We start from the raw sequence: 20,048 nt of genomic DNA, 5'->3' as shown, positions 1-20,048 counted from the left end.
GTTAGAATGAATCAAAATCATCTTGTGTCGCTTTACGAGATTTCGTTTCTTTTTTATTTGGATTTTTCGTTTCTAAATACTCGTCAATGTAGTCTAAACACATACCAAAAGTCATTGTTTCTAAATCATCATGCGAAAGATTACATTCTCTACACAACACTAAAAATTGTTCGGTACTTATCTGACGACCCGAATCAGCAGTACTGCTATTCGTTACTTTTTTTTAGAAGCAATAGTCTTTTCTAGTAACGTCTGTAATGGTTCGATAATATCCAAAATCGGAAATTCCTCAAATGACTCCAACCATTTCAAAGGTTCAGGAATTTCATTATTTGCTGTTTTTGCGAACACCCAAGCAATATCGAAAAACATGTTGAAATCAACGTGTTCACGTATCCATTGGATTTTTTCACTTTGATCCATTTCATCAAAACTCTTATCAGCAACACCCATACTTAAAATATCTTTTAACAAATCACGTTGAAATTGCATCATATAGCGTTTTGCAACTGCACCATTAGATTTAAACGGTACATCTTTTCCATCAATAGATAGTGTAATTTCCATTAGTTATCCCCCTCTTACGCACCCTCAACAGTTGTACTTTTTTGGTATACCTTTTTGAACCAATTATTGTAGATTTCATCTTTTGTTGTTGATGTTGTTTTTGTTTTTACCATCAATTTGTCACCAATTTTTATAGGAGATGCAGTAAGTGTTAATTCGTTTGGCGCTACTTCTGTACCTTCTTCTTTTGTATTACCACTGATACTCGGACGATTAGCAGTACAATTGTATAGAATATGACGAGTCGCCTTTTGATCTCCTTCAAACTGGAATAACAACGCAAACGGCTTACCTTGTGCATTTGCCAATTCATTTAATACTCCATCCGTAGAATCAAGTTCCTCGCCTAATGCATCAATCGCAAATTGTTGTGGAATAAGCGCAATACTCAATGTAGCCTCATATCCTTGATTACTATTAACAACATAGTAGACCATGTTATCAGCGAAGAATTTTGTTGCCTCACCAATTGGCTCAGAAGTCATACTTACTGCACCCGGTATCGGAATCGGTGTTTCAAAAATAATCACATTGTTTTCTTCTGTATACGGAGCATAGTGGACATTACTTAATCCAAATTCAACCTTGTTTTCAGCAAAGAACTGAATATCTAAATCCATGATCGCTTTCCAATGAAACGGAATTTTAATTTTGTCAGTCAATTCTTTTTTAGTGTTTTTTTCATCATTTAATACGTTATACATATTTGTTCACACTCCCATTTTTAAATTAATGTGACTGAAAATATACATTGAAAAACCCCTTCCGATTCTATAAAAACGGTAGGGGATTGTTCGTATGGTATTTCATTGTCATTTAACATTTCTTTTATTTTCTTCTCTGCTGTAAAATCCTTTGTTTTTGTATATAGCTCAATATTTACAAGCGCACCTTCCATAAAAACTTTATTATCAGCATAAAAATTATTTGACCCATCATCTAAATAGCAAATGAATGGCGGTTCTTGGGCGCTTGAAAAATGCGAATAACGAGTAGGATATAAAGAATTTAATTCATGAGCTAGTTCTGATAGAGTCATTCACTAAGCCCCCTCCGTAATTCTTCTTTGAATTCACTAATCACTTTATCCTCCACTGGTGCTATATGCACTCTTGCAGCAACCCTACCACCATTCACCTTCGCATGTCCTTTTTCTAGCAAATGGGTTAATCTATAATGTTTTTTATTGTGGAGGACAAATTTCTTACCAACCTTTTTATAATCCCAACTAGCTGCGTATTTACCACCCATAGGTGATTTAGGTGAAGTCTCTTTCAATAACTCGACACCATCACTTGCTACTTTTTCTGCAATATCATCAACTGTTTCTTCTGTTTGACGAGCGTATGAAGCAAGGGTGCGATTTATTTCGGCAGCCAAAGATTCAATATTAATTGACACCTTTACGCACCTCGCAATACAACTCAATATCACCGTCATCACGTACAAATGTCCGATATATTGAATACCTCACACGGTCATATTCAACCTCTTTCTCGCCATCATATTCATCGTGGTCAATGATTAAGGTTAATTGTGCCTTTAACCCTGATTGCATTGTTACCGAAAATTCACGCTGGCTGATACTTACAGGCGCACAGTACACCAACTCAGGTGATGTGATTTCTATTTCTTGCAATAATTCATCAAGAATACTAGTTGAGGACATTAAAAAACACACATCGTCTTTTGATATGTGTTGACCATTTGCTTTTAATTGTTTAAGACTTGGCATCACTAGCACCAGCCTTTTGAATTACACGGTTATGAATACGGAATTTCAAATTCCTAGGAAGCCCTACATCTTCTTGGCGTTTTCGGTAGTTCCACACAGCATAATCAACAATAAGTTTAGTATCTTCTACACTAGTAGCATCAGCCATACCAACGCCCATTTTTTCTATTTCCTTCTTAGCCGTTTCCAACGCATTAATAAAATAGGCATCACGTAAATTATGTGTAATACTCAAATCCAACTTCAATAACTGCAAACAGTTAGTAAGCAAGATTTCGTCCATTATTCCCCACCGTCCTCATTAACTACTTCAATTAGTGGTACGCCTATTTTATTATCGTTTGAAGACAATTCATCAATGCGTGCCTTTGCAGTACGCCCTTTACGTGGATATTTATCACCTATCCTATAAATATGGTCATTGTCTTGTAAGTCACGAAACATATAGATAACTTTATATTTTGCCACTCATATCATCCTTTCAAATGTTATGCTCCTGCTACCCCTCCTTTATCTTTTATAGTAACTAATACAAATGCATCTACATTAGTTGGCTTACCATCGTAACGTCCTTTTCCACGGAAAGCTGTTTGATCTTCAACAAACTTTACATGTTCCGAATTATCAATAGTAATTGATTCACGCTCAATAAGTGTGTACTTATCGAATTCCCCAAACAAGACTTGATCCACAGCCAAACTATTGTTAAATACAACTGGTAAGCCTAATAAATCAGGTTGCTTTAAGTTAGGTAATTTCCCTACAACATTACCTTCCGCATTCACCTGTATTGAAAATTCAAGGAAACGATTATAGTAAGTGGAGCGTTTCATTACAGCAGCAATTTCCCCTACAGTATCTTCACCAGTATCAATTAACCCAATATGTTTAACAGTATTTTTTATTAATTTTTCATCTGCAACTGCTTCTACTTTATGTCCCGCTTTTAAAGAAGGCACGATTCCTGTAGGTTGTTTATTTGCTGCACCAGTACCACTTACAATGGCAATGTCTAAAGCTTTCGCAATTGCTCTTGCAATTTTCTTTGTAACATAATCATCCAGATTAACAATAGAATCATTAAGTAACGAATTATCTACAAATGTTACTTTACCTACTTTGAAACCATCGAAATCAATCTTTGTAATCGTTCCTACATCACCTGTAGGGATTGATGCAGTTTGTTCCATCCAAGTAGCTGCTGTTGTATCCGTATCCACCAAAATACGAGTAGTACCTTTAATAGCAACCTTATCCACTAATGGATATAGTGTTGTGAAATCACCCATAATGTCCATAATTCGATTTACTACTACTTCTGGGATAGCCAACTCCCCACCTGTTACAGCACGAAGGTTCTTGAATTGTTCATAGAACTCCTTTACCTCACTACGTTCGTAGTATTCGCCTGTTTTTAATAATTCTCGTACTTGTAAACGATTCATACTCTCTTCACCTCTTGTTTGATTTGGTAACTTTTTCGAACGTTGTTGATTGCTTGGAGCATTTGAATTCAACTGCTCCAATTCTGTTTCTAGCGTTTTTATTTCATCTTCTAAAACAGATTTTTTATTAGTAACTTCTTCTTTATCACTGTCCAACTTGTCAATTTGAGATTCCACGGTAGAAATTTCTTCCTCAGTTTTTGCTTCTTCCAACGCTGTAACTAGTTCCGCACTCCGATTCTGAAATTCTTCCTCACGTAACATTAAATCCACTAATGTTGATTTTCGTTGTTCAATTTTCTTACTAATCATTAATTGTTTTAAAGTCATCTTTGTAGCCTCGCTTTCAATTCTTGTTTTCTTTGTTCAAATTTCCGCTCTTGCATTTGTTCAAATTGAGCATGTCTAGCTTGAACACTTGTTTCTTCATAAGCTGGGAACGTTACAACAGAAACTTCATGTAAATCAGCCTTATTAATTGTCCATTTAACTTTTCCATCATCTGACCACTCTGTAGATTCATCAATGATGTTAAATCCAAATGAACATTGATCTACATCTCCACGCTTTACACGTTCATATAAATTCATTGCGTCTGTATCTTTAGGATTCAGGCGTATTTTTCCCCATAGCCCCCTAGAATCTATTTTCAATTCCAGTGTTCCTGATTTATTTCGACCAAGTACAAGAGCTGAGTCATGATTAATTAACGCCCTAATATCGTTGCTTAAAGTATCATCAAATGCTGTTGGTGCGATTACTTCAAAAGCACCTTTCCAAAGCTCCGTTTCTTTTCCAAAGACAGCAAAATAGCCCTCTATAATGAACTCATTTTCTTGCTCATTACGAGTCTGCAACTCACTTACCGCACTTCTAATTTGAATTACATTCCCTCGATCTTTATTCATTCTTATCACCCCCTTGTACCAATTTCTTTTGAAGTCCTATTGTGTCTGCTGGAATGTAATTTTCAAGCATCACCAGTTCATTTAAGCCCTTCAATGGTGATTGTCCTATTTTGTCTCGAACTTCGTTACCTGTAGCTAATCCTTTTACATATAGATCACTATAAACTGCTGTAATTTCTGTAATAGAGTATGCATACAAGCTATGAGGATTAAGTTTAAAATACCAACTCGGCTGATATAAAAGCCCTTTTGTTAATACTTGTTCGATCCCTTTTGCAATTGGAAGGATTGTAGTATCAATAAAATTGTTATATTCATCTTTATTAAATTGTCCAATCCCCATGAAAAAAGCTGGCACTCCAATGAGTCCAGCAACAGTTTTTTTATCCAATTCCACCGCTTCATTAATCGCTAAATCATTTAAAGTCAAAGGTTTAATTTGTTCAACTTTCACTAAATCAGCAGGAATTACCCAAGGCATCCCAGTGTCCGTGTCGGACACATATTTTTTAAGAATCTGTTCTCTACCTTCATCATAAGTTAATTCCTCCGTTAAAGCGTCCACAGCAATGATTAGTGGAGGTTTCCACTTGTCACTCATAAAGTTCTTCTTTGTATGAGATGCTTGTTTTAAATTGTGTACTAAGTCTTTCAAGACTACTTGTAGACCCTTCCCCTTCCATGGATATTCAGGATCAGGATTAAAAACAAAATGAAGTACTTCATCATAATTAAAGACTTGAGAGCCGTAACGAATTGAATAACCGTTATTCGTCTCCAATAAACTCACTTTTGATGGTTGTAATGGTATTAGCTCTGATACCTTTCCATCTTCAATAACAGGATAAACAACGCTATTGCCTCCTCCGTCAAGCAACATCGAATAAATAATGTTGTACATCCATGTTTTTCTAGTCATTAAAGAGTATGGATTTATATCAAGCTTTCTTGACAAGGCATTCTTAACCCTTACATCCCCATCATCTGTATTTTCCATTAGCTGTATGGTCATAGAAGAAACTAAATTAGCAATTTTATGAACCGCCGTTTGCACTTCGGGATTTTCGGAAAGCTTCGTATAACCATTGACTAATAAAGATGAATCTTGCCCTGACATAAATAATCCTATAGGACTGTCATTTGTTTCTGCTCTGATTTTCCTTTCACTTCTCGTAAATAAAAACCCCATTTAATCAACCCTCTCCTTTCTTAGTCGAACCAAAATTATACTCGTACCATAAAGCAAAGCACCAGTTACGATAAAGCCACAAGAAATAGAAAGCATAAAAAAACCTATCGAAAGAAACAAAACTCCGATAAGTAACATAATTTCTAAAATATTGTCTTGAATTAAATCCAATAAATCACCCTCCTATCCAAGCCGATATATCTGCCGATTTCGTCATATCTTCTAGCATCTGAATTGAAGCAAAAACCGTAGCATCAAATATGTCGATACGCTGTGTTTCCATTACTTTTTCGTATTGAATCATGTCATCAGTCTTTTCAATAGCAGCAACATTTTGAGTGCAATATTCAAAAGCTTGCGAATGCAAGTAATAAAAATGACCATCTTTCGCTTTCTTTTCAATACGTCTAAAACCTTCTGATTTTTTGTAAAAGTATTGTGGTTGATCAATAACTTTAAATCCTGCTTGCTTCATAGCTAAGAAGAATTCACGACTAAATTTACGGTCAAATCCAACTTTTTTGATTTTAAAGCCCATCTTTTTCATCTTAATAAACCAATTCACAATATCAGAATGATTAACCGTTGCAGTATTACACATAGTTAGCCAACCATCATCTTTCCATCCAAACAACGGAATCCCATCTTCCTCCGCTTTCTCTGTTGCTGCTACAATTGGAAACCATGCATGTGTAATTGTTATATCGACACCTTGATAATTTCCGTATAACGCTCCTGCTGTAAGGTCATGCATCTTAGATAAGTCTGCGCCCCCATACCAAGTGATAGGTAACTTTGCTAATTCTTCGATAGTCCATTTGTATTTTTTATCAGATGTCTTAAATTCATCAATATTGAAGTACGCTTTAATAGCAGAAGTATAAATATTTAAGGACTTTGCCAAGAAGTCTTTTCGTTGTTGAGGATCATTTTGAGCCTGCAACGCATCACTTAACATATCCTGAGGTCGAATGGACACGCCATAAGCTGGATTAGCTTTTTCATGTTCAATAGGGCTAGTATAGTCCACATTGCCTTTTTCATCTTCATCCGCTTTTGCTATGAATACAAAATATTGCTCGTCTACTACCGTTCCATCTAATATTTTCTTACAATATTGTAATCGCTGATAACAAAAAGAAGACATATTATCACCTGCTGTTGTAATGCCAATCATCAGCTTATTGGTATATGCCTTCATTGCTTCTTTAATGATGTTATATTGTTTAGGCGTTTTATAGGCGTGCATTTCATCTGCAATGCCAATATTACAGTTTAAAGAGTCCTGTTTATCTGGATTGGCTGCTAAAGCTTGAATAAAAAGAGAACCATCTCCAAGATCACCAGAAATAGAATGCTCCTGATTATTATCTATAACTCGAAAGTTTTCCTTTTCTCCCATTTGACCAAGGTTGTAATTAATAAAATTAAAGCTTTCAAGAGCCTGCTTTAAAGCAGCAGCAACAATATACACCTTTGAACCTGACCGCCTATTTAATAAACCTAATGCCCATGCCAATGCAGCAGCAAAAGAAGTTTTAATATTTTTTCGAGGAATGTAAATAAAGGCTTCTTTGAAACGCCTAATTTCTGTACCTTTATGAAAAAAACCTAACAAGTTATACACTTGATATTTATGAAAAGGCTCTAATAGAAAAGATTTCCCTCTTAACGGTGTACCATCCAACATTTCGCCTTGTGCATGTACAAAAGTCTTTTCAATAATACCAATAACAAACTCAGCATCTTTTGGGCGAAATTCATAATCAGGATTTTCCAAATCCCTTAAAAACCTTTCGCATCCCTGAATTTGCTCTTTGTTTGCTAACTTTCTCCCTTCTGCTATTGATTTCGCATACTCCATTACAAGATTAAAATTTTTATATTTAACCGCCAAGACTGCTTAAAACCTCGGCTAATCCTGTTTTCTTTTTAGGAGCATTACTGCTTGGTTCATTTGATTTCGGATTCAGGCATAGACGATCAGAGTATGCGAGAATATCTTTCCTAAGTGATTCCAAGGTTGCAACAATTGGCGACTTTTTTGCACCTCCAGCAGCCGTATAACTTTCATATTCATATCCTTCTTCCTCAAACTTTTCAGTCAAAAGCAAGTATTGATGAACAATATCTGAATATGCGTCAATCAGGCGATTATACTGAGGTTTATGCACTCCAAGGTCTTTCATATCTTTGATTGTCCTTCGCTTAATTGTTTCTTTGCTTGGCACTTTCGACATGCCTTTCACCTCCTCAAAAAAAAATTTTCAAAACTTCGCTCTATTGGAAAAGGTCCTCCTCCTCGGTCCTCTGTTGCTTTGTAGAAATATTTCTAGGTAGGGGGGATACCTTTGTAACCCTTTCGCGCCAATATTCCCCCAATGTAGTGAGAACATTATTATTTCTATCATGCATTTTATCGTGACAAGTAGTACATAACGATAATAGATTCCACGATTCCAATCTCCATTGAGGATGTGTTTCTAATGGATTGCAATGATGCACTGTTGTAGCAGTTCGATTCCTACCGTACCGTTTACATTCTTGACATTCATAGCTATCACGCTTCAACACCTTAACCCTCTTATTTTTCCATATTTTTAATTTATAAAAGTTCATTCTTTATAACGTCCCATCACATTTAATAGTATTTGTTAATGTTATAGCCCTTTCTTCCAAAAGATATTTATAGACGAAGGACAAAAATAAAACCATCCATTATGTATGGATGGTTTTATCTTTATTAAAAGAATCTATTATAACTTTGATGGTTGGCATAGGAATCTCTTCAAGCGAGTATTGTCTATCCTTTTCATCCTTAATATCTCCTATATAGATTTGACGATTCCAATCCTTAAGTTTTGAGAAAAACGCCTCAAAAAAGGCAATGGATTCTTGTAATTTCTCTAGTTTACTCCTCATTAATACACTATTTATACGATCGAGAGATTGGTTGAACTCTTCTAGATATGGGTTTATTTCAAAAATATCTTCTTCCATATTAAGCAAATCTTTTTTTACCGGTCCCCATTCTGAATAGTTTTGTAGCAATCTATCTCTTGAGAAAAGGATCATTACTTTCTTATCAGAGATACTATTTGTTTCTGTATCAAAAGTAATTTGACTACTAATATGATCAATAGGCATTCCACAATGTTGGGAATAATTTCTTAGCTTATAAAAAAACCTATAAGCAAAATGGTCATCATATTCTTTTGAAGTTGCGCTTTTTAATATTTTATATTCTTCACTAGTATCATCAAATTTGCGTTTCAAAATGGTTTCCATATGGTGTACAAAAGATCTAGCCGAAGTCATATAATTAAGCAATCTCCGGTTCAAGTCCATCATTACGGCACGGGCTATACTCCTATCATCAGTATTGATGATTGAAATTGAATGCTCTTTTATTGCTTGTTGTAAATCATTGTAGTTAAGAGTAGTAATGAAATACAATGAAAAATCATCTTCTAAAGAATATATTTTTTCTATATGCATATTATATTGTTTTATTTCTTCAAGAGATAAATCCCTTATAAATTGTAATTCATCACTCTCATTTTTAATCACTAATTTTTTCATTATGAAGTCTCCCCTTTTTTTTACTGTATTGTTAATACTACGAAACTGGAGACTTAAAGTTTCAAATTATTTATTAAATCGGTTTTAAAAAAAGATTCAGTGGATTCACCTGATTCAACATAATAAAAAGCCACACCTTGTAAGGCGTGACTCTTGTAGCGTTGACGTTCCAGCAAACGTCTATTTAATTTATTTCCTGTTAGGGGTAACAGGACTTTTTGTATCAATTGGAAGACTCTTGATGTAAAGTAAATCCAATTATTCTACATTTACACTATACAATATTTAAAATACATTTAAAACGACATCTTTACGACACGGCTACAACTGCAAGCGCAAACCATCTGTGCCGAAAAAAAGAACCGACATCGCATGAACTGCTTCTTTCAAATCCCTTTGCGCTGTGCGTTCATGCACATTATGCAACTTTGCAATTTCAGCATAAGACTTTCTTTCATCATTTATATAAAAATGCAATAGCGTCACATATCTGCGCTCCGCTTCTGAACCCAAGTGTTTACAATCCATTTCGTAAACTTTAATCATGTTATCAATGAATCGCATCATAGCAAGTGTACGAGCTTCGCTTCTTTTTATGGATTCCAATGTAAGGTATTCTTTATCAGGAGTGATTATTTCCTCTTGCTCCCCATCTTCTAAATTCATGCTCTCCTTCATTTCATTACAGTACACTTTTAAATGACGATAATTTTTCAACAATATTCTTGTATTAAAAAGTCGTCTGTCTAACCGATTAGTTTTTTCTTCTTGTTGTAGCTCATTAAATTTTGCAATGGCTACTTCGGCTATTACTGCTATTTGTTCTTGTGCGATACTCATTAGCACACCTCCAATTATTATGATCTCTTTCCTCAATAAATGATTTTTTTAATGAGGTGTTGAGGTTTCCTGTCAATCACTTGGCTTTCGATTTTCGGTCTATCGAAGTTCAATTTATATAGCAGTCGTTTTTTTCTACTCTCCTTTTCTATTCTTTCAAAATCTAGATGGCGACCTATCACCCATTCTTTTAATTCGTTCCATAATTTCATAGCATTATCTACAATGACACCGAACCCTCTTGCCATGGCTTTTAAATTCTCTTTTAGTTGTTCTACACTCATACAGAGATGAGCAGCATGGTTAAATTCTTCTTCATGCTTTTGTATATGTTTATCTAGTAGCTCGTCTAAATCCCGTTCATTCATGGATTATCCCTCCGCTTCTAACTAATAAATTCAGAATCTAAAAATCCAACGATTCCAATACCATAGATTCTTACCGAATACAGTTCTTTCCCCATTCTATGGTCATATCCATAAAATTCGATAATTAGTGCCGTTTCAGAAATTGTGTAATCTTGCAATTGACTACAGACCATTTCATGAAGCGTTTTAATATTCTCAACTTCAACCTCTGTCTTTAGGCTTTCTTCCAACGTTCCTCTGTGGAATCTAAAATTAGGTATAGTAAGCACTCCTAAATTCCTTCTAAATGTTCAGCAAATCAATTGTAATTGACCACTTGAATCTGCAATTAAATCAGTGACATAATCCTCACTAAGAATGACTTCAAATATTGCCTCTAACTCTTGCACAACAATGCTGTTTCCTGCTAGTGCATATAATGTAGCACTTCGACAGTTCTCTTTTTGCGGAAATTCTTTTAGCATTAAATCAAAATCCTCGTCATCAAATCCCATCAATCTCCACCACTCTCGCTCTGTTGGGTATCTATAACGACCATCATCCATCTTAAACACACCAGCACTAGGACAACGATCTGGACGTTCAGTAATGGTATTGCAGACCTCAGTAATAGTTTTAACATATCTAAATTTTGTTTTATTAAGCTCAATATCCTCAGAACTTGCTAAATCTTCTAATCTTCTCAACATTGAAGGAGCATTAACAACATACTTTTCAATATTCTCAATTTCGTTATCATTTTGTTTGAAATCACTCATTGGTCTTAATGGTTTCTTTTTAACCTTATTAAAATCAAATGCTTCATTCCCTAAAATACTTATACAAAATACTCGCTCTCTCGTCTGAGGAATGCCTCTATCCATTGCATTTGATACCTGATATGAATTTGTATATCCCAATGATTCCATGTCACGCAAATACTCATTGAATATTGGTCGTTTCTTCTTAAACAAAGCCCCTCGCACATTTTCCCAAATAACAACTTTCGGTCGCCATTCCCCCATTTCACGAATGATCCTAATTGTTTCAAGCATTAATTTTGAACGACCTTTATCATCATTTAAGTTTGCTGCGCTATTATCTTGGCAAGGCGATCCATGCACTAAAATATCAGGCTTTAAGTTCCATCCTCTCACATCTTGCGGAGTGTACCTGAAAGGATTCATAGCGTTATATGCCTTTACTCTATTATCCTTCCACTCCACATAATCAATTGTATTAACTTTTATACCTATATTTTTTAATGCTTTAATATCAGCACCAATACCACCAAAAAGTGATAATAATTTAATCACCGCACCACTTCCTTTAAAAACACATTTTCCTCAAAATGTACAGTAACTTAACCTTCAATAATGACGATTAAATTTAGTCGATTGTTAGCCTACTGCCCTTCACTCCATTTATCACACGAATAAAATACTACAAATGGAGGTGAAAAAATGGATAGCTGTAGTAACTGTAATAAACGTTCCTGCTTGTGCGGAAGCCAAATAGGACCATTCAAAGCAGTGGACCTCTGTGGAATTACTGGCGGTATTCCTCCTGTAATACCAACAGCATGTAGTGGTCTATGCGAATACGGATATATATATAATCTAAGTCCTGAAACTGTCGCTGTAGAAGCAGATATTATTTTTGATTCAACAGGTATAGTTACACCGGGAATTACGCATGCTCCTGGAACCTCTCAAATTTTTGTTACTAGACCAGGAATCTACGAGGTTACTTTCATCGTATCAGGTGTTGAACCTAACCAATTCACACTATTTTTAAATGGTGCACCGGTGACGCAGGCAGTCTATGGTTCAGGAGCCGGTACTCAACAAAACACGGGTCAGGTAATAATTTCTATACCATCCGGCGGGTTTCTTACACTTAGGAACCACTCTTCTGCAGCAGCAGTAATCCTTCAAACATTGGCAGGAGGCACACAAACAAACGTAAATGCTTCTATTATCCTTAAAATGTTAAGTCCTATTATTTAGAGATATAAAGACTCTCTTTGTTTCAAAACTATAAAAAATAGATTTCGTTGTTAGGAGTGATTAACCTTTTGTGCAGGAATTACTCCTTTTTTTTTTTCATATTTATGAACGCTTCCTTTACTGAACAATATTATTCCTTTTTAATGTTTCAAACTAAAATTACATATACTTACTTCGGGATAGCTGCCACTTGCATTACCCCGACTGTTATCGCACGCGCTATCCCTCTAACATCACCACCTATTCAGTTACACATCTGCAACTGAATAGGTGGTGAACCATTTTCTTATTACCTCAGCCTATTTTTCTAACTCAATTTCTACTGCGTTTTAATTTTCGTATTCTAAATTTTCATTCATAAAAAATTAACGTTTGAAACACTTGCCTTTTATTCTCCTTTTCAACATAGGTTGCATATGATGCATTTAAGACAAAAACTTGTTATTTAAGTAAGGAGAAGATAAATGTGACTAATGATAAAATCAATTTAAATCGAACTTCTAATTCACTTGAAAATAACTTAGAAAGTATTGGTGCATCACTCTCTACACTGGGAGAGGAATTATTTTCATTTGTTGTAGATCTGACCTTATTTTCATTAGAAAATACAGACAACAATGAAAGTTTGAGTGAACAACCTAAAAAATTAGAAAGCATGCAAATGCAGATAAATCATGTAATTTCAGAATTACAAGAAATTAAAAAAATTTTGAGTTAAGCCAAGGAGTGACCTAATGATAAACTTTCAAGAAATATGCACACGATTCGCTCAGATTGCAAAAGGTAAAGCTACAATGAAAAATGGAATTTGTTCAGTAGAACTTGAGCGTAATATTAATCTTATGATCCAAAGCCGTCCGAGTCGTAGTGCATTACCAGCTGGTATAACTTTTGAGTCTCTCGATATACATGGAAATGCACTCAACCTTGGAGAAGTTGTTGTACTCCAAGAGGAATTACAACCTTTTGTTAGCGTACTTATAAAAAATAATTTGATTGTAAGTGCTATTCATAATCACTGGATTTTTACGGATCCAACTATTTTATATGTTCATTTTCAGTCGATAGAGTCTCCATTGACTTTTGCTCAAAAATTTGCACAAGCATTCAGTGTTTTGAAAAATTAGGTTTAGTCATAAAAAAATACACAGAGCATACAGTAAATGGGATATGACATATTACTGAGGTGAATTAGTTTGAATGAAAATAAAAAAAGATCTGGTCAAGGTGATCGTAATCTAGCACTTCAGGCCGCTGAACTAGCTGTTGTTGGTGAAGTATTATCCACACTTGGTGATACAATATCTACTTTTTCAGCAATACTTGCATTAGAAGCAGAAGTACAAGAAAAAGACGAAAACGAAAATAATAATAAATACATGCAGAAACAAATTGACTATTTAACCACTGAGTTAGAAAAACTTAAAAATATAGTGAATAAACAGTATCCGTATAAAAAATAGTGTAAATTATTTCTCTCGTTGAATGCTGTCATCACTCATTTGTTACCCATGTACTTAATTGCTTTGAAAAACTTTTAAAAAATCATTTCAACAATCATCATGAAATATGACTTTGCTCATCCTAAAATTAATGCTCTTGATGTATTTAATAAATTCTAATTTGACACTCCCTGCTGCACATTTTCTTTCAATTAACTACTTTCATCAGTTGCTTATCGAGCGAATCCATATATTCATTCAATTCGTTAAAATTCATTTTGTCTAATTCGCATGGACTTACACCTAATACAAACTCAGTAATGGCTACCCATTGTCTTGCAGTTCCATTTGTCTTTGTGTCAGAAAAAACTTCGCAAAGTGGAGTGTCTAAATCTTTCTTCTTTACCCAATGCTTTTTCATTTCGCTTCTCCTCCCCAAACCCTTTGATAGTCCCTAAATAACTCTACATAAGTCATTTTCCTTTTCAGTTGTAAAGCATCTGTACAATCCTCATAAATGATGTAGCCGTCCAAATCTTCGTACCATACATGAATTAGTCTTTCACTAGTTTCATGTTCAAATAGACAGTTAAATATCTTTCTAACTTCTACTCGTTTCCCTCTGATATTTACAACAGGACAAAGCATGGTGTTTCCCCCTGATTTCATCTTTTAAATACTCCAATAGAGTTAATAGCGTTACTAATAACCACCAATCGTTTTTCTAAAGGTAGAGCCAACCACCATTTTTTAAATTTCAATGTCTATACCTCCACACTGTTATTAAATTTCGTCATAACAAATGGCAATTCATCAACTGAGGAAATATTGATTGATCTTAATTGCTCTGAGGTCTTTAGTGCATCTTTTATACAACCACGATAAAGACCGCTTCCTGAAAACCATTTATCCCTTGAAATTGTTTTGTTGCACTCTTCATGGAGATGGAATGATTTATGCTGTTCATCTTCCTTGGCTGAAACATAAACAGCACTTTTGCCTTTCTCGATTTCCTCTAAGCACCCAAAACATTTATGCGCCTTTCGTGTTATGACCATCTTTTTATTTCGAATGACTATCATAATCGGCTTCCTCTTTTCTTCATTGTTTCGATTTGCTTTCGATTAAGTTTTGATACATTTTCGGGAAAACCATATTTTTTCCTCACTTCGGCACGATCCATGCCATGCACTAAGCGACAGTGAGCTTTTGTAATGACACTACCTACATGATTACAATTCGGCACAGGGCATTTGATGTAAGCCCCATATCTAGCATTCCAGTATGACTCAGTCATCACGAAGCACCCCCAACCGCTTCTAAGTAATGCACCGTATATATACCTGATTTAATTCTGACGCAATGATCTCGGAAAAATTGGAGTGGAATGGATTTAGCACCACCAATACTTTGACCTACCCATGCAGCTTCTAACTGTTCAAATTTGAGATAATAAATTTCAGGCTCGTTTTTGTTTTTTATCCAAAAGCAAACTAGTAAAAATGCTTTTGCCCCTTTGTAATGCCATGAATGGAGAAATTTATATTGCTCGTCAGTCAAATTTTTCAAAGGGAATCTTTCTTGCTTTGTTTCCTTTGCATCAAAAATAATGGATTGTCCCTTGTAGATACCGCTATAATCTACCCATGTAGCTTTTTCTAGTTTTGCATCTACCTGATTTCCGTTTACCTCCAAGATCGTTAACGGAGGAGGCACTTTACGAACATCCGCAAAATTGTTGTTTCGATATTGATTGTTTGTCCCATCAATTAAATTTTCAAAAAGTTTCCCTCTGTTCGCATGACTTCGTGAATAATTTCGTTTAGGTGTTCTCATTTTCTTTCAGCCCCTTTAGTTTTTAGGCAACCCATTCTAATTCCTGTGCATCAAAGATTATGGACTCGTCACCAATTCGCACTAGCACCGATTGACCATCAACTTTCTGCACAACTCCCTTTTTACCAATCACATGACTAAAATAATATTTGCGATATTCATAGATTTCAGGATTATCCTTTACTTCAATGACTTTCACCGTCTCATGCACTCTAAAAAATGCACGAGACGTTTGTGAAAAATCATCAAACAAACTTAACTGGCGTAAGCTACTGTCCAACCGCTTCCACTCCTTTATAAATTGCTTTTATCTAATTTTTTTAATGCTCATGATGACGTAATCTTTTGGTATGTCATTTTCTCCGCCTTCTTGCAGATAAATGATTCTGACCTCAGAAAACCTACCAGTGTACAAAATCGTTTCAGGATCAAATTCATTTATTTTCAACTTGTCGCCAACTCTAAAGCTTTGATTGTTAAAGCCACACATGAAGGTTTTTATCCCTTTTACTATTGCTTCGAACTGTTCAGGATAGCTATCTAGTTCATGCGTCATTGGCTTTTCTTTTTGCTCCGTCTCAATGACTTCTATCCGCTTCTCCACAGCAACGGATGGCGTTATTGATTTACCTTCTTTGTATTCTTGAACAATTTCTTGTTGCTGTTCTTTAGGCAACCTAGACGCTTCATAAGCCGTGGTGATATTTATGTCTTCCTTGCTAAATGCCTCTTTTAGTTCAGGAGTTAGCTTTTTATTAATGCTGTCCATACGAGCAACTTGCGTAGGCGATACTTTCATGAGCTGTGCAACAATATCTCTTTTTCGCCCTGCTATTGGTAATCCACTTTTTTGCAAATCATTTAATAGCTCCTGTAATCGTGCTGCCTGATAAGTTTTTTCAGCATCCGTTAACTCCCTAGTGGTTGAATTAGCTAAAATTAGTTGTAATTCTGCCTGAATATCATCTAGTGACTTCATGATTTTGCATGGTATTCGCTTAAATTGTTCATTACCTTCTGCATATAGCTCTGACATGGCTTTCAATCTACGATGACCACTTATGACCTCAAAACCGTTTTCGTGTTCTCGCACCACTAAGTTTTGTTGAAGACCCATTAATTCAATACTTGCTTTTAGCTCTGCAACATTCTCGACATTGTACTTATTCATTTCAGATGGACTTAACTTTTCGATTGGGATGGACTCTACTTTAAAAGCAAGTCCATCTTTCTCCACCGCTTCTTTTGACTTCTCATTCATTAGCTGGCTTAGATTGAATTTCATGTGTTTGCCCCCTTTTTTGTGTCCGAAACTAGCACATTTCTAGGTATTCTTTGACCAATTTTTCATAGTCTTGTCCAGCAGTTGATTTCTTGTAAGCAAGTAGCGGTTTTCCAGCGAATGTTGTTTCATCTACCTTCACAGTTTTACGAATCATCGTGTGGAAAAGTGGATAATCTGTGGATGAAGCTAAATATTCGCTCCCTTGTGTATTCACTCCATTTCGCTGATACATCGTGATAAAACAGCCTTTAAATACAATGTTTTCGTTGAACTCTTGGACATTCTCTATTTGATCCAATAACTGCTCTAATCCATCAAATGCGAACTTGTCCACTTTGATAGGCACTAACACATCGTTTGTAGCTACAAGCGCATTAATGACCGTCATATTGATGTCAGGCGCATTGTCGATAATGCAGTAATCGTATTCATCATTTAACTGTGATAAAGCTTTACGAAGTCTTGTTTGCTGTGGTCGTGCAACGTCTAGCAATATTTCTTTATTTGCTTGTAGCAGATTCATATTTGCTGGAACGATGTCCAAACCTTCGTATGATGTATTCTTAATAACACTGTGGATATTGCAATTTTTATCTGTTAATAAATCTGCTAAACTCTTATCCTCGTAATTATGCAAACCAAAAAATTTAGAAGTATTACCTTGCTTATCGTTATCAATGAGCAGTACCTTTTTTCCATGTACCTTCACTAATGTGTAGGCAATATTGATAGCAGAAATAGTCTTTGCCACTCCACCTTTTAAATTAATAATGCTGATCGTCTTCATTGTCATATGTTGTTCTCCCTTTTTTTGTATAGTCTTCTATCCGCTTCATTCGTACATACAAGTAAGCCCCACTTACAAAATCAGAAAACTTTACTTGCATGTCTTTGAATTGATATTCCTTATGCAACTTTTCAAATAATTCTTGTGCTGAAATTTCTTCTATAGCGATTTTCTCCGCGCGTCTACGTGTTAATTTCGAATCTGCCACTGTAACAGTTGGTTGTTTCAAATTACGAGAAGGTGTATAGCGCTTCATTGTTTTGCTACCTTTTTCTTTGGTAATATAGCGAGCCATACCTTCAAAGCCAAAATCATCACTTTGCAGTCGTCTTGATTGAGTACGTCCCCCACAATTCCATAACTCTTCTGCAACATCACGATTAGGGAAATTTGTAACCATGTGATGGTGCGCCCTCACTTTACTTCCGTCTCGTGTATGTTCTGTAACATAGATATATTTCAAGTCGAAATCCTTGTATTGATCTTGCTTTTTTAGCCAATTCTTCAATCGTCTAATAAGATTTGTCATATCTTTTTTTGCCTGCTCGAAATCCACTGGCATTTTCCCCTGTGGATATGTGTACGTTAGCCAAATATCCTCATAATTTCTGAAATTGGTGTTAATAAGCCTTGTTACATGCTTCTTAGTATTTTTATCATTCAAATTCTTTTGCGCCTGACTACTCTCTTCGCCCTTTTTCTTACGTAATCCCTGTGGAATTTTCCAAAAAGGGTATGCTTCGACTTCCAATACTTCGCCACTCTTAATTGTTTTCACACGATACCCAGCAAGCGTTTTATCTCGCAATCTATCAATATGCTCTTCTTGACTATTCTTTTTTTCTATCGCAAACGACTCTTCATAAGCCTCTAATACATGTTTAAACTGGTGCTTCCTTCTCTTCATGGCAACTCTCTCCCATTGATATTAATAATCTATTATCCTTGGTATTTTTAGACCATCGTCGTAAACCTAATATCTATTACAAGGACGTAATTGACTATTTGCCATGAAGCTTGCTATACTGACGTTAAGGAATTTGGCAATAGTCAAATGAGCCGTGCTTACTGGTCAGAGTTTGTACGGCATTTTTTATTGTTTAAAATCAAAGCCTTTGCGACATATCACAAAGGCTTTTCTTTATGGCGCTGGAATGGTACGTGTATTTCCTGTTTTCCGATGAACAATTAGCCATCTATCAACTAACTTCTTACTAAGCAACCAGTTGTCGGGATTCAACTTAAAACTAGCAATATAGATTTTTTGTTTTCTTGTTAAATTAAGACCTTGTTTCATTGGAAAACACCCCCTTCCTTTTAATGGACAATAATTCTGCATCTTGATATAATCTCAATAAGTCAAATTTCGTTACGCTGTTTAATCGTTGGAGCGATTAAGCAGTTTTTTTATGCTCTTAACTTGCATTGCATCGTATTTCATCACTAAAACTTTTTCACTTTCAAACTGACTAGCAATCTCACACAATTTATTTCTCCGATGTGCTTTAGCCTGAATCTCCAATCGTTTGATGTAGTCAGCCCTTTTTGTCAGCGCATCAATCCGCTCCCTCGCTAAATCAAAGTCACCTACTTTAAAGTGGTAATTAATCGCTGTTATTAAGTCCTTATAGCAAGCATTTTCTTTATCGAGTTCTATTTCTAGCACCTCAAAATTGCCAATAACTTTTTTATTCACAAAATCCACAAACACTAGATTATTCAAGGCTTGTTTGTAGGCATGTTGCAGTTGTTCTAACATTGTCTTTCCTCCAATCTTTATTTTTTCACCATGTAATTTGCATGGCATGTGAATTTAAGAAAAATCCCTTTACTCCATATCCTGCTTCTGTTAATACCGATTTAAGAAAATCAATAGTACGTGGATCACAATCAGGATGAACTTTGTATTCGAGTGTTTTTTTTCCCTCATTAGCAGCCTCTTCGATGCCCATTTTTAATGATTCAAATTCTTCGCTTTCCAAAACACTTTCTTTAAATTTTTCATAATTCTCCTCTGCAATTTTGCTCATCTGGCTTGCTGGTTGTAATTTCATATAAATTCTCCTTTATAGTTGA

34 protein-coding genes are annotated in these 20,048 nt (G+C 35.3%); 4 read left to right on the top strand and 30 right to left on the bottom strand.

Annotated features, from left to right (window positions below; translation table 11 throughout):
• Positions 1–213: 213 nt before the first annotated feature.
• From MKY88_RS02505 to MKY88_RS02420, 18 genes are all read right to left on the bottom strand, one after another.
• Positions 214–567, bottom strand: coding sequence for a hypothetical protein (locus MKY88_RS02505; RefSeq protein ID WP_340812945.1), 354 nt, complete (start codon positions 565–567; stop codon positions 214–216).
• Positions 568–581: 14 nt separating this feature from the next.
• Positions 582–1,187 carry a major tail protein gene (locus MKY88_RS02500; protein ID WP_340814795.1) on the bottom strand — a complete coding sequence of 202 codons (606 nt, stop codon included), beginning with the start codon at positions 1,185–1,187 and terminating at the stop codon, positions 582–584.
• A 104-nt stretch (positions 1,188–1,291) separates the two neighbouring features.
• A complete protein-coding gene (locus tag MKY88_RS02495) occupies positions 1,292–1,606 on the bottom strand; it encodes a hypothetical protein (protein WP_340812944.1) in 315 nt (104 codons plus the stop codon).
• Entirely contained in the window at positions 1,603–1,968 is a 366-nt protein-coding gene (locus MKY88_RS02490) for an HK97 gp10 family phage protein (RefSeq protein WP_340812943.1), read from the bottom strand. Before MKY88_RS02490 ends, MKY88_RS02495 begins: the two co-directional genes overlap by 4 nt.
• Positions 1,958–2,302, bottom strand: a complete 345-nt coding sequence (locus MKY88_RS02485; RefSeq protein WP_340812942.1) for a hypothetical protein — start codon at positions 2,300–2,302, stop codon at positions 1,958–1,960. The genes MKY88_RS02490 and MKY88_RS02485 overlap by 11 nt, the downstream gene beginning before the upstream one ends.
• Positions 2,289–2,585, bottom strand: a complete 297-nt coding sequence (locus MKY88_RS02480) for a hypothetical protein (RefSeq protein ID WP_340812941.1) — start codon at positions 2,583–2,585, stop codon at positions 2,289–2,291. The genes MKY88_RS02485 and MKY88_RS02480 overlap by 14 nt, the downstream gene beginning before the upstream one ends.
• Complete coding sequence (locus MKY88_RS02475; protein WP_340812940.1) at positions 2,585–2,770, bottom strand: hypothetical protein; 186 nt, start codon at positions 2,768–2,770, stop codon at positions 2,585–2,587. Before MKY88_RS02475 ends, MKY88_RS02480 begins: the two co-directional genes overlap by 1 nt.
• Before the next feature lie 20 nt (positions 2,771–2,790).
• A complete protein-coding gene (locus MKY88_RS02470; protein ID WP_340812939.1) occupies positions 2,791–4,077 on the bottom strand; it encodes a phage major capsid protein in 1,287 nt (428 codons plus the stop codon).
• Positions 4,074–4,655 carry an HK97 family phage prohead protease gene (locus MKY88_RS02465; protein ID WP_340812938.1) on the bottom strand — a complete coding sequence of 194 codons (582 nt, stop codon included), beginning with the start codon at positions 4,653–4,655 and terminating at the stop codon, positions 4,074–4,076. Before MKY88_RS02465 ends, MKY88_RS02470 begins: the two co-directional genes overlap by 4 nt.
• Positions 4,648–5,844: a phage portal protein gene (locus tag MKY88_RS02460; RefSeq protein WP_340812937.1), complete on the bottom strand. Its 1,197-nt coding sequence runs from the start codon at positions 5,842–5,844 to the stop codon at positions 4,648–4,650. Before MKY88_RS02460 ends, MKY88_RS02465 begins: the two co-directional genes overlap by 8 nt.
• Entirely contained in the window at positions 5,845–6,015 is a 171-nt protein-coding gene (locus MKY88_RS02455) for a hypothetical protein (RefSeq protein WP_340812936.1), read from the bottom strand.
• Between the two features lie 4 nt (positions 6,016–6,019).
• Positions 6,020–7,708 carry a terminase large subunit gene (locus MKY88_RS02450; RefSeq protein ID WP_340814794.1) on the bottom strand — a complete coding sequence of 563 codons (1,689 nt, stop codon included), beginning with the start codon at positions 7,706–7,708 and terminating at the stop codon, positions 6,020–6,022.
• Positions 7,709–7,730: 22 nt separating this feature from the next.
• Positions 7,731–8,084 (bottom strand): P27 family phage terminase small subunit, encoded by a 354-nt coding sequence (locus MKY88_RS02445; RefSeq protein ID WP_340812935.1) that lies wholly within the window; start codon positions 8,082–8,084, stop codon positions 7,731–7,733.
• A gap of 40 nt (positions 8,085–8,124) precedes the next feature.
• On the bottom strand, positions 8,125–8,463 hold the full coding sequence (locus MKY88_RS02440; RefSeq protein WP_340812934.1) for an HNH endonuclease: 339 nt from the start codon (positions 8,461–8,463) through the stop codon (positions 8,125–8,127).
• Between the two features lie 99 nt (positions 8,464–8,562).
• Complete coding sequence (locus MKY88_RS02435) at positions 8,563–9,426, bottom strand: hypothetical protein (RefSeq protein WP_340812933.1); 864 nt, start codon at positions 9,424–9,426, stop codon at positions 8,563–8,565.
• 321 nt (positions 9,427–9,747) lie between these two features.
• Entirely contained in the window at positions 9,748–10,266 is a 519-nt protein-coding gene (locus tag MKY88_RS02430) for a hypothetical protein (protein WP_340812932.1), read from the bottom strand.
• Positions 10,267–10,298: 32 nt separating this feature from the next.
• Entirely contained in the window at positions 10,299–10,634 is a 336-nt protein-coding gene (locus tag MKY88_RS02425) for a hypothetical protein (protein WP_340812931.1), read from the bottom strand.
• 290 nt (positions 10,635–10,924) lie between these two features.
• The gene (locus MKY88_RS02420) at positions 10,925–11,929 is read right to left on the bottom strand and encodes a DNA cytosine methyltransferase (RefSeq protein ID WP_340812930.1); all 1,005 of its coding nucleotides are present in this window, start codon (positions 11,927–11,929) and stop codon (positions 10,925–10,927) included.
• A gap of 147 nt (positions 11,930–12,076) precedes the next feature.
• Between MKY88_RS02420 and MKY88_RS02415 the strand changes: the two genes are divergently transcribed.
• From MKY88_RS02415 to MKY88_RS02400, 4 genes are all read left to right on the top strand, one after another.
• Positions 12,077–12,622: a collagen-like protein gene (locus MKY88_RS02415; RefSeq protein WP_340812929.1), complete on the top strand. Its 546-nt coding sequence runs from the start codon at positions 12,077–12,079 to the stop codon at positions 12,620–12,622.
• A 466-nt stretch (positions 12,623–13,088) separates the two neighbouring features.
• Positions 13,089–13,340, top strand: a complete 252-nt coding sequence (locus MKY88_RS02410; protein WP_340812928.1) for a hypothetical protein — start codon at positions 13,089–13,091, stop codon at positions 13,338–13,340.
• 16 nt (positions 13,341–13,356) lie between these two features.
• Complete coding sequence (locus MKY88_RS02405) at positions 13,357–13,749, top strand: DUF1259 domain-containing protein (RefSeq protein WP_340812927.1); 393 nt, start codon at positions 13,357–13,359, stop codon at positions 13,747–13,749.
• Between the two features lie 69 nt (positions 13,750–13,818).
• A complete protein-coding gene (locus MKY88_RS02400) occupies positions 13,819–14,085 on the top strand; it encodes a hypothetical protein (protein ID WP_340812926.1) in 267 nt (88 codons plus the stop codon).
• Between the two features lie 187 nt (positions 14,086–14,272).
• Here MKY88_RS02400 and MKY88_RS02395 read toward each other — a convergent pair whose 3' ends face one another.
• The 12 genes from MKY88_RS02395 to MKY88_RS02340 form a co-directional block, all read right to left on the bottom strand.
• On the bottom strand, positions 14,273–14,485 hold the full coding sequence (locus tag MKY88_RS02395) for a hypothetical protein (protein WP_340812925.1): 213 nt from the start codon (positions 14,483–14,485) through the stop codon (positions 14,273–14,275).
• Positions 14,482–14,733 (bottom strand): hypothetical protein, encoded by a 252-nt coding sequence (locus MKY88_RS02390; RefSeq protein ID WP_340812924.1) that lies wholly within the window; start codon positions 14,731–14,733, stop codon positions 14,482–14,484. Before MKY88_RS02390 ends, MKY88_RS02395 begins: the two co-directional genes overlap by 4 nt.
• Positions 14,734–14,828: 95 nt before the next feature.
• Positions 14,829–15,146 carry a hypothetical protein gene (locus tag MKY88_RS02385; RefSeq protein WP_340812923.1) on the bottom strand — a complete coding sequence of 106 codons (318 nt, stop codon included), beginning with the start codon at positions 15,144–15,146 and terminating at the stop codon, positions 14,829–14,831.
• Positions 15,143–15,361 carry a hypothetical protein gene (locus tag MKY88_RS02380; RefSeq protein ID WP_340812922.1) on the bottom strand — a complete coding sequence of 73 codons (219 nt, stop codon included), beginning with the start codon at positions 15,359–15,361 and terminating at the stop codon, positions 15,143–15,145. Before MKY88_RS02380 ends, MKY88_RS02385 begins: the two co-directional genes overlap by 4 nt.
• Positions 15,361–15,900, bottom strand: a complete 540-nt coding sequence (locus MKY88_RS02375) for a Holliday junction resolvase RecU (RefSeq protein WP_340812921.1) — start codon at positions 15,898–15,900, stop codon at positions 15,361–15,363. Before MKY88_RS02375 ends, MKY88_RS02380 begins: the two co-directional genes overlap by 1 nt.
• A 22-nt stretch (positions 15,901–15,922) precedes the next feature.
• Entirely contained in the window at positions 15,923–16,180 is a 258-nt protein-coding gene (locus MKY88_RS02370) for a hypothetical protein (RefSeq protein WP_340812920.1), read from the bottom strand.
• Between the two features lie 27 nt (positions 16,181–16,207).
• Complete coding sequence (locus MKY88_RS02365) at positions 16,208–17,185, bottom strand: ParB/RepB/Spo0J family partition protein (protein WP_340812919.1); 978 nt, start codon at positions 17,183–17,185, stop codon at positions 16,208–16,210.
• Between the two features lie 28 nt (positions 17,186–17,213).
• On the bottom strand, positions 17,214–17,978 hold the full coding sequence (locus MKY88_RS02360; protein ID WP_340812918.1) for a ParA family protein: 765 nt from the start codon (positions 17,976–17,978) through the stop codon (positions 17,214–17,216).
• Positions 17,950–18,879 (bottom strand): rolling circle replication-associated protein, encoded by a 930-nt coding sequence (locus MKY88_RS02355; protein ID WP_340812917.1) that lies wholly within the window; start codon positions 18,877–18,879, stop codon positions 17,950–17,952. The genes MKY88_RS02360 and MKY88_RS02355 overlap by 29 nt, the downstream gene beginning before the upstream one ends.
• 234 nt (positions 18,880–19,113) lie before the next feature.
• Positions 19,114–19,269: a DUF6906 family protein gene (locus MKY88_RS02350; protein WP_340812916.1), complete on the bottom strand. Its 156-nt coding sequence runs from the start codon at positions 19,267–19,269 to the stop codon at positions 19,114–19,116.
• An 81-nt stretch (positions 19,270–19,350) separates the two neighbouring features.
• Positions 19,351–19,731, bottom strand: coding sequence for a hypothetical protein (locus tag MKY88_RS02345; RefSeq protein ID WP_340812915.1), 381 nt, complete (start codon positions 19,729–19,731; stop codon positions 19,351–19,353).
• A gap of 25 nt (positions 19,732–19,756) precedes the next feature.
• Positions 19,757–20,026 carry a hypothetical protein gene (locus MKY88_RS02340; RefSeq protein ID WP_340812914.1) on the bottom strand — a complete coding sequence of 90 codons (270 nt, stop codon included), beginning with the start codon at positions 20,024–20,026 and terminating at the stop codon, positions 19,757–19,759.
• Positions 20,027–20,048 lie beyond the last annotated feature (22 nt).

Source organism: Lysinibacillus sp. FSL R7-0073, from assembly GCF_038009065.1.
Taxonomy (GTDB): domain Bacteria; phylum Bacillota; class Bacilli; order Bacillales_A; family Planococcaceae; genus Lysinibacillus; species Lysinibacillus fusiformis.
The sequence above is the reverse complement of the archived record's forward strand: the minus strand, read 5'-3'. Positions and strand labels throughout refer to the sequence as shown.